Source organism: uncultured Winogradskyella sp. (assembly GCF_963975125.1).
Lineage (GTDB): Bacteria > Bacteroidota > Bacteroidia > Flavobacteriales > Flavobacteriaceae > Winogradskyella.
This window is the reverse complement of record NZ_CAXBGB010000102.1, coordinates 1-8996: the sequence shown is the minus strand read 5'-3', so window position 1 is coordinate 8996 and position 8996 is coordinate 1. Positions and strand designations below refer to the sequence as shown.

Sequence of the window (8996 nt, the reverse complement as noted above, 5' to 3'; positions counted from 1 at the left end):
ATGTTTTTTTTATTTACAACTTCTATATATGCTCAAGTTGGTAATGCTTATTACAAAAAACAATTGTCTTCAAGCACTGATAGCATCAATAATAAGCATCTGAAAGAGGCAATAAAGAGCTTAAAAAATCGTGAATACCAATTAACATTTAATAATACAGAAGCCATTTATAAAGAAGTCAAGGCTTTATCTATTAATGACAACCCAATAGTTGAAGCTTTTGTCAAAGGAATTTCTGAATTTTATGGAGAAGTTTATTTTAATCCAATAAGTAAAAGCATTATTCACAAAAAAGAACTTTCGGGCAGCACCTTTTTGATTGAAAAGAATGATATTAATTGGATTTTATCAAAGGACACATTAAAAATTGATAACTATTTATGTTACAAAGCTACAACCACACGTATTATTGAAAACTCTGAAGGGAAACACAAATTAGAAATTACAGCGTGGTACGCACCAGAAATCTCATTACCCTATGGACCCGATGGTTATGGAGGATTACCGGGTTTAATTCTTCAGTTAAATAATAATGGCACCATAACTTCTTTGAAAAAAATAGAATTCTTTAACGAGGAGGATATTAATATTAGCTTTTCCGAAAAAGGAAAAAAAATTTCTGAAGACGAATTTAATCGTATAGTTTCAAAACAATACACAAATAGAAAAAATTGATACTGATAACTTTGCTAAAGCAGTTTTATTACAAATATATTTTAACAATCCTAGTACTTCTAGTAGGATTTTCTTCTTTTTCCCAGAATATAATTGTTGCTGGTAAAGTAACAGACACCATACAAAATCCTTTATCTTATGCTAATATTTTAGCGATTCCAAAAGCCGACGACCAAGACGTAAAATTTGCAATTACAGAAAAAGACGGCAGTTATAAACTAGGTTTAGTAAAAAACCAAACCTACGAGCTTACGGTTAGCTACTTGGGCTATAAACCACAAACGCTTAACGTAACCACTACAGACCAAAATTTCATTAAAAACTTTATACTCAAAGAAAACCCAGACCAATTAGATGAAGTTAACATTAAATATACACCACCAATTACCGTAAAAAAAGACACCATTACTTATGATGTAAGTAAGTTTGTGACCGGAGAAGAACGTAAACTTAGAGATGCCTTAAAAAAACTACCAGGTGTAGAAGTAGATAGAGAAGGCAACGTAACTGTGCAAGGCAAAAAAGTAACCAAAGTCCTCGTAGAAAACAAAACCTTTTTTACTGGCAACAGTAAACTCGCTGTAAACAATATACCAGCTGATGCTGTGGATAAAGTTGAGATTTTAGATAATTATAATGATGTTGCCATGCTAAAAGGTTTGCAAGACTCTGAGGATATGGCAATGAACATCTTATTAAAAGAAGACAAAAAGAAGTTTGTTTTTGGTGATGTAGAAGTTGGTGGAGGTGCTAAGAATCGTTATCTCTTGCATCCTAATCTGTTTTATTACAGCCCAAAAACTAATATTAATTTTATTGGTGACCTTAACAACCAAGGCATTAAAAGCTTTAGTTTTAATGATTATTTAGAGTTTGAGGGTGGTTTTGGGAAACTGCTAGATGATGCTGGTAGTTATTTTAGTTTGTTTAACAGTGATTTTGCAAAGTACCTCAACAATCAAAATTTTAAAGATAATATTAACCAGTTTGGTGCCTTAAACATTAGGCAATCGGTTTCTAATAGCACAGACATTAGTGGCTATTTAATTACATCTAACTCTAAAACAGAAACAGCAAGTAATACCATAAATGCGTACCAAAATATTGCAGAACCCTTTACGGAAGATAGAACCGTTACTAATAGTCTTAACAACTTTTTTACCATTGGCAAGATTACCATAGATTACGACCCAAGTTTTAAAGAGAATTTTGCCTACAATACGTTTGTAAAAGTGACAAATAATGACAGTAACGGTTTACTAAACACACTAAGCCCAAATAGAAATAATACCATTAACACCTTAACTGATGTTACCTCGCTTAACTTAAAACAGAATATTAATTATAGCCGTAAACTCTCTAAAGCGCACACGGCAACCTTGGAAGCGACGTATAATTTTCAGAATGATAAACCGATAACAGAATGGTTAACCAACCAACAGATCTTACAAGGTTTAATTCCTTTAGAAGATGATACTGTTTTTAATATTCTACAGACCAAAAAATCAAGGTCGCATAATTTTAATGCCATTGTAAAAGATTATTGGGTACTTAATAACTTTAACCACATTTATACAAGTTTAGGTATCAACACTTCTTTTAATGATTTCTTTAATGAAGATGTTCAGCTGCTCAGTGATGGAAGCGTAAACAACTTTAGTTCGGCGGAGTTTGGTAATGATTTTGGTTATAGTTTTGTAGATACGTATTTGGGATTAGAATATAAATTTCAAATTGGCATTGCTACTTTTAAACCAGGTGTTTTTTATCATGGGTATTTGTGGCGTACACAACAATTTGAAGCTTCTGAAACATTTTCTAAAAATCTGTTTTTACCACAATTTACAACCAAAGTAGAATTTAATAATAGTGAAAAGTTGAATTTTCGTTACCGATTTAATGCACGCTTTCCAGGGATTAACCAATTGGCTAATAATTTTATTCTGTCTAACTTTAATAGTGTATTTAGAGGAAATAATCAATTGGAGAATCAATTGTACCATACAGCTACTTTGAGCTATTATAAGTTTAGTTTATTTAGAAACCTCAATTTTAATCTTAACACCAGTTTTAATAAACGTACTAAAACGATTAAGACAGTTTCTGAGCTTAATGGCATAGAATCCTTTAATACTACAATTATGTTCGATCAGCCTGAGCAAAATTGGACAGTTAGCGGACGCGTTTCAAAAAAAATAAATAAAATCCGCTATAATTTGAGCTCTCGTTTTAGTTATAATGATTTCTTTCAGTTATTGAATGATGATGTTAATCTAAATATTTCAAAATCGGTTTCATCAACGGCTGGTATTGAAACGTCGTTTAAAAATCACCCAAATATAGAAATCAACTACACCAAAGACTATAGTAACTATAAAGCTTCGGGTAATACCAATAAATTTGAAAATGATCGATTTGAAGCAATTCTCGAATACGATTTTTTAAAGGACTTTATCTTTAAAGCAGATTATACGTTTGATAAATACAACAATAAAAACCAAGGTATAACTAATACATTTGACACTGCAAATGCTTCTCTATTCTACCAGAAAGAAGATAGTCCTTGGGGATTTGAGATTAATGCTACCAACTTGTTTGATGTAGAGTTTAAGCAACAGAATTCCTTTAATGCTTTTATAATTAGTGATAGCAGAACTTTTATTTTACCAAGAATTGTGATGTTTAAATTGAGTTATAAGTTGTAAGTTGTAAGTTAAGAGATTTCGGATTACTTCTACTTCGTAATGTAACTTCATTCAAAATACCTTTTGAATTCGTTAATGCTCGATGTGTCAGAAAATTTTAAGTGAGATTCTGAAACAAGTTTTATTAAAAACCATATCACATTTTCAATCATCAATTATCAACCTAAAAAAATGAAATTACCTTTTACTTTCACTAAGATATTGTTATTTCACCAAATCATAACCCATCTGATTTTACCACACTTGATGTTGATAATGACGTTTACATAAATGGTAAAGTTAAATTAGTAGGAGGGTCTTATTCTAAGGTTGTTGAAGACTCATTTTATAAATATATTGTACCTTACATTGATGAAAAATAAGAAGTTATTTGCAATTTTTTTATTTTCTGTGCACTTAAAAAAGTTAGGCACGATATCTATTAAACATAAAGGTAAACTTGAAGAAATAGGGATTAAAACTATAATCCTTTCAATGGATATGCCATATATTGAAAATATCACAGATTATTCGAAAATAAATCAAATTCGTTTTAAAAAGAATTAAATATGAAATTTATAATATATTTTGTTTGCGGCGTCATTACAATTCCGTTTATCTATTCTCAAAATTTAGATGAAAAAAAATATTCCTTTTCTACTATAAAATTAGAATCTAAAATAGTATTTGAATTTAAGTTAGATTCGGTAAATACCGCTTTCAAAAATGATGACCCTTTCTCATTTTCAGATATAAATCAGACTAATTTCAAACTTAATTCTGAGGAACTAAACACAAAACTATTTTCAAATTTTAAGTTGATTGAAAACACTTATATAGATTACACTGTTTACCTTAGAGGTTGTGGTCCTTTAGAAGATGGTATAACAAATAGTGTTAATAGTGGTGATTTAATGCTATCTATGGTTATAGATAATTTTGTAAATAATGTGTTTTTTAAAGGAAAAGGTGTCTTTTTTAAGAAATAATATTTTGTCAAAACCAAAACCCTAAATTAAAAAACCAATAGCCATTACCAGTATCTGGTGAATACGTGTATTTACCTTCCAAAGGTCCAAGAAAAGTCTCTAAAGAATACCCTAAAGCATAACCACTATAATTTGGCGATGTAAACCACTCTCCGGATTTAAAAATACCATCTTCAATATTAGAGTAGTTAGCTGCAAAGAGTAAATGATGATTTTTAAAAATTTCGTAATCTAAGGTAACAGTAGCCTTCACAAAACTATCTCCAGAAAGCTCTATATAATCATAGCCATAAAATGAATAGAAATTATTTATAAAGTTATTGCCATAACCACCTAATGCAAAACCGAGAGCAGTTGTAGAATTATCATCTATTTTAAAACCACCATTAGCTTCTGTTTTTAGGGCAACTTTATCACTAAAACTAAATGCATAACCAATATCTGCTTTAGCGATTGAAAACCGCTCAAAGTCTTTATTAAAATTTGAAGCATTGAGATACAAATGAAAATCACCATTAAAGTAAAAGCCGTTTTTGGGGAAATAAGGATTGCTATAACTATCAAATATTAAATTACCAAACAAGCCAAAGTAGCCTGTGTTTTCAAAAACAATGTAGTCATCCTGATTGTCTGCTATTATTGTTTCTGATGTGATTTTTAAACGCTTATATTCTGCTCCTGCACGAAGCGCAAAATCCTTTCTAAAAATAGTTTGTATATAAATTTGATTTGTAAAATCTGAAACTTCTGCATCTATCTTATTTAAGCCCATTAGTAATGGTGAATTTTCCTCTAAAGCTAGTAAAGGATTTACATTTTTATTAAACTGATTAAAGCGCGATTTAATTCCTATACTAATATAAAACCCCTTATCTATAAAATAATCAAACTCATATCTCGAATTGTCACCAAGAATAAGATCTAAAGAAGCAATATCATTATTAAAAAGTAATCGTTTTTTTGTGAGATTTACTAAAGCTGCACTTTTATACAAATCGTCGTAGTGCACACCTAGCTTTAAGAAGGTTGTGGTTTCGGATTCTCTTAAATTACCTCTTAAGTTATATTCACCATCATATCCCGTTGGTTCTAATTGATATCTAAAGGTGTCAAAGTTATTTGTTGCAATGATATTATTAATCCCTTTTCTAAAATCGCTATAATTCATCATTTCATTACCTCTAAGTTTTAGTTTCCCTAAAAGATACGATCTTGTATAGCGTTCATTACCAACAATTTTAATAGACTTAATTTTTATACTATCTGGTGGTCTAATTACAGGTCTAATAACACTTGTGTTTTGTTGGTTTCTTACTTTTAATAATTCTGAAAGATTTACTCTTGCTGCAGCTTCTCCATTGGCAATAATATCTTCACCTTCACTGAAGGAAATAATAGAAAAATTAGTAATGTCTGGTTTTATATAAATATCTGTGAGAGGAGCTTTATTCTTCATCGCTTTAATAGTGCGAAAATTATTTATCTGCAACAAAATATCTGGAGCCGATTTTAAAGATTCTCTATCTTTTAGGGCATCTTGCACATCTACTCCGATAATAATATCCATGCCCTTTGCTCTCAATTCTTCAACAGGAAAATTATTGGTTACTCCACCATCTATCAATATTCTCTCATTAATTGTTACCGGTTGAAACAAAGAAGGTAGAGCTCCACTCGCAGTAACAGCTTCTGCCAATATTCCTTTATCTAAAATCAACGATTCCCCAGTTTCTATATCTGTAGCAATGCAGAAAAAGGGAATAGGCAATTTTTCAAAATCTCTAATATCATTAACAGGTAACATTAATTGATATAATAAATTATAGACGTTTTGGCCGCGAGATAATGCAGAAGGTAAACTAATTTTCAACTTATCGAAAGGCAAGCTAACTGCGTATTTTTCGGCATTTTCACGTTCATAAAATGGCTTAGTTTCACGAGGGAATTCATCATTAATAAGTTCGTCAAAATCTTGAATATTAAACATCGCTTCTAGCTGCTTACCAGAATAACCCGTAGCATATAGCGAACCGATTATCGCTCCCATACTTGTGCCAGAAATATAATCAATTTTAATACCTAAACTATCAATAACTTTTAAAGCTCCAATATGGGCAAACCCTTTAGCTCCGCCTCCGCTAAGCACTAAGCCAACTTTAGGCTCTTTAGACTCTTTAGACTCTTGAGCTTTCAAATGATTGAAACTCATAACTAAAAACACCAAAATTATAATAAGACACGAATGCTTATGCTTTGAGTAGTATGTTTGGGACAATTTCAACTTATTCTTTATGGTAATAGTTATAAATTTTATTAGCTCTAGACACACCTACAACAGCTTCGAGCTCATCTAACTTTGCATTTGCGATACGCTTTACTGTTTTAAAGCTTTTCATTAAATCAATAATAGTTTGCTCACCCACTCCTGCTATATTTTCGAGCTCAGTGGTTAAAGCTCCTTTACTTCTTCTATTTCTATGATGTTCTATCCCAAAACGATGGGCTTCATTTCTTAATTGCTGAATGATTTTTAAAGTCTCACTTTTCTTGTCTAAATAGAGAGGAATAGGATCATCTGGATAAAACAATTCTTCTAACCGCTTAGCAATACCAATAATAGCAATTTTTCCTCTTAATCCTAAGATATTCAGACTTTTTAACGCTGAAGACAATTGTCCTTTTCCACCATCAATAATAATAAGCTGAGGTAAGGGCTGCTCTTCTTCAACCAAACGTTTATAACGTCTATAAACCACTTCTTCCATTGACGCAAAATCATCTGGCCCAACAACAGTCTTTATGTTAAAATTACGGTAGTCTTTTTTACTAGGTTTTCCGTTTTTAAAAACCACACATGCTGCTACAGGATTTGTGCCCTGTATATTAGAATTATCGAAACACTCTATATGTCTTGGTTCTTCAGATAATCTTAAATCGGTTTTCATCTGTGCCATTATTCTATTGGCATGACGATCTGGATCTACTATTTTAATCTGTTTTAACTTATCCATACGATAATACATCGCATTACGTCTAGATAAGTCTAGGATACTTTTTTTATCGCCAAGTTTAGGTATTGTTATCTTTAAGTCATTACCTAAATTAACTTTAAAAGGCACATAAACTTCTTTTGAGTTTGAATTAAATCGTTGTCTGATTTCAGTAATAGCTAATTCTAATAATTCAGTGTCAGATTCTTGTAATTTCTTTTTTAATTCTAGTGTATGAGATCTAATAATAGAACCATAACTCAACTGTAAAAAATTGACATAAGCATAGGTCTCATCACTTACAATTGAAAACACATCTACATTACTAATCTTAGGGTTCACAATGGTGGACTTCGCTTGGTAATTTTCTAAAACTTCGAGTTTCTCTTTTATTTTATGAGCATCTTCAAATTGCATGTTCTCCGCGTGCCCTTTCATTTGCTCTCTAAACTGCTGCAAAGAATCCTTAAAATTCCCTTTTAAAATTTCTCTAATCGCTATAACATTTGCATAATATTCTTCTTCCGTTTCGTAGCCTTCACAAGCACCTTTACAGTTTCCTAAATGATATTCTAGGCAAACTTTATACCTACCTGCTGCAATTTTAGCTTCAGACAAATCGTAATTACAAGTGCGCAATTGATACAAGCCTTTAATTAAACCAAGCAAAGTCCTTACGGTTTTCATGCTCGTATAAGGCCCAAAATATTCTGAGCCATCTTTAATGACCCGTCGCGTTGGAAAAACTCTCGAAAAACGTTCTTTTTTAACACAAATCCAAGGGTATGATTTATCATCCTTAAGTAATACATTATACTTAGGCTGATATTTTTTAATAAGATTATTCTCTAATAATAAAGCATCGTTTTCTGTCTCAACTACAATATGCTTAACCGAAATAATATTTTTAACTAAAACACGTGTTTTGCCATAATCGTGATGCTTAGTAAAATAGCTACTAACTCGTTTTTTAATGTCCTTAGCTTTACCAACATAAATTAACGTATCGTCAGCATCAAAATATTGGTACACACCAGGTTGATGTGGCAGAGTTTTTATTTGTATTTCTAAGGTGGTTTCTGGCATTTAACCAAAGGTAGCTTAATTGATAGTATTGTAAAAATCAGAATTCCTTTTTTAGTATATTGCATCAAGCAAAAACTTCTTTAAGCTCGTAACATGCCATGAATATTGTCATTCTCTCAAGAAATGAAAACCTATACTCCACTAGACGCCTTATCGAAGAGGGTGAAAACAGAGGTCATGAAGTGGAAGTTATCGACCCTCTTAAATGCGACATTATAATTGAGCAAGAAAAACCTACCGTATATTATAAAGATCGTTATTTAGATTATGTAGATGCCATTATTCCAAGAATTGGAGCATCTGTTACTTTTTTTGGCTGTGCATTGGTGAGACAATTCGAAATGATGAATGTTTTTACAACTGTAACATCAGATGCTATTATTAGAAGTAGAGATAAACTAAGAAGTTTTCAGCGCTTATCTAAAGCAGGAATTGGAATGCCAAAAACGGTTTTCACAAATTATTCTCGTGATGTTGAGGAGGTTTTGGCTCATGTTGGCGGTCCACCTGTAATCATAAAATTATTGGAAGGCACACAAGGTATCGGTGTGGTTTTAGCTGATACCAACAAA

5 protein-coding genes and 1 pseudogene are annotated in these 8996 nt (G+C 31.4%); 4 read left to right on the top strand and 2 right to left on the bottom strand.

What is annotated here, in order from left to right; genetic code table 11:
- From AAC053_RS12585 to AAC053_RS12575, 3 genes are all read left to right on the top strand, one after another.
- The coding region (locus AAC053_RS12585; RefSeq protein WP_339757209.1) for a GLPGLI family protein at window positions 1-675 on the top strand (675 nt) is incomplete at its 5' end.
- Complete coding sequence (locus AAC053_RS12580; protein ID WP_339757206.1) at window positions 672-3380, top strand: carboxypeptidase-like regulatory domain-containing protein; 2709 nt, start codon at window positions 672-674, stop codon at window positions 3378-3380. The genes AAC053_RS12585 and AAC053_RS12580, both read left to right, overlap by 4 nt.
- Before the next feature lie 548 nt (window positions 3381-3928).
- The gene (locus tag AAC053_RS12575; RefSeq protein WP_339757203.1) at window positions 3929-4348 is read left to right on the top strand and encodes a hypothetical protein; all 420 of its coding nucleotides are present in this window, start codon (window positions 3929-3931) and stop codon (window positions 4346-4348) included.
- 7 nt (window positions 4349-4355) lie between these two features.
- On the opposite strand, the gene AAC053_RS12570 is transcribed toward AAC053_RS12575, so the two are convergent.
- Together AAC053_RS12570 and uvrC are read right to left on the bottom strand one after the other, a co-directional pair.
- Window positions 4356-6557, bottom strand: coding sequence for a patatin-like phospholipase family protein (locus tag AAC053_RS12570; protein ID WP_339757200.1), 2202 nt, complete (start codon window positions 6555-6557; stop codon window positions 4356-4358).
- 73 nt (window positions 6558-6630) lie between these two features.
- Window positions 6631-8424 carry an excinuclease ABC subunit UvrC gene (gene uvrC, locus AAC053_RS12565; protein ID WP_339757197.1) on the bottom strand — a complete coding sequence of 598 codons (1794 nt, stop codon included), beginning with the start codon at window positions 8422-8424 and terminating at the stop codon, window positions 6631-6633.
- A gap of 98 nt (window positions 8425-8522) precedes the next feature.
- Here uvrC and AAC053_RS12560 point away from each other — a divergent pair.
- Window positions 8523-8996 (top strand): annotated as a pseudogene (locus AAC053_RS12560) (30S ribosomal protein S6--L-glutamate ligase); the annotation flags it as partial.

Coding starts and splice junctions, on each gene's coding strand:
- AAC053_RS12575 (WP_339757203.1), top strand. CDS start 3,929: ATGAAATTTATAATATATTTTGTTTGCGGCGTCATTACAATTCCGTTT.
- AAC053_RS12570 (WP_339757200.1), bottom strand. CDS start 6,557: ATGAGTTTCAATCATTTGAAAGCTCAAGAGTCTAAAGAGTCTAAAGAG.
- uvrC (WP_339757197.1), bottom strand. CDS start 8,424: ATGCCAGAAACCACCTTAGAAATACAAATAAAAACTCTGCCACATCAA.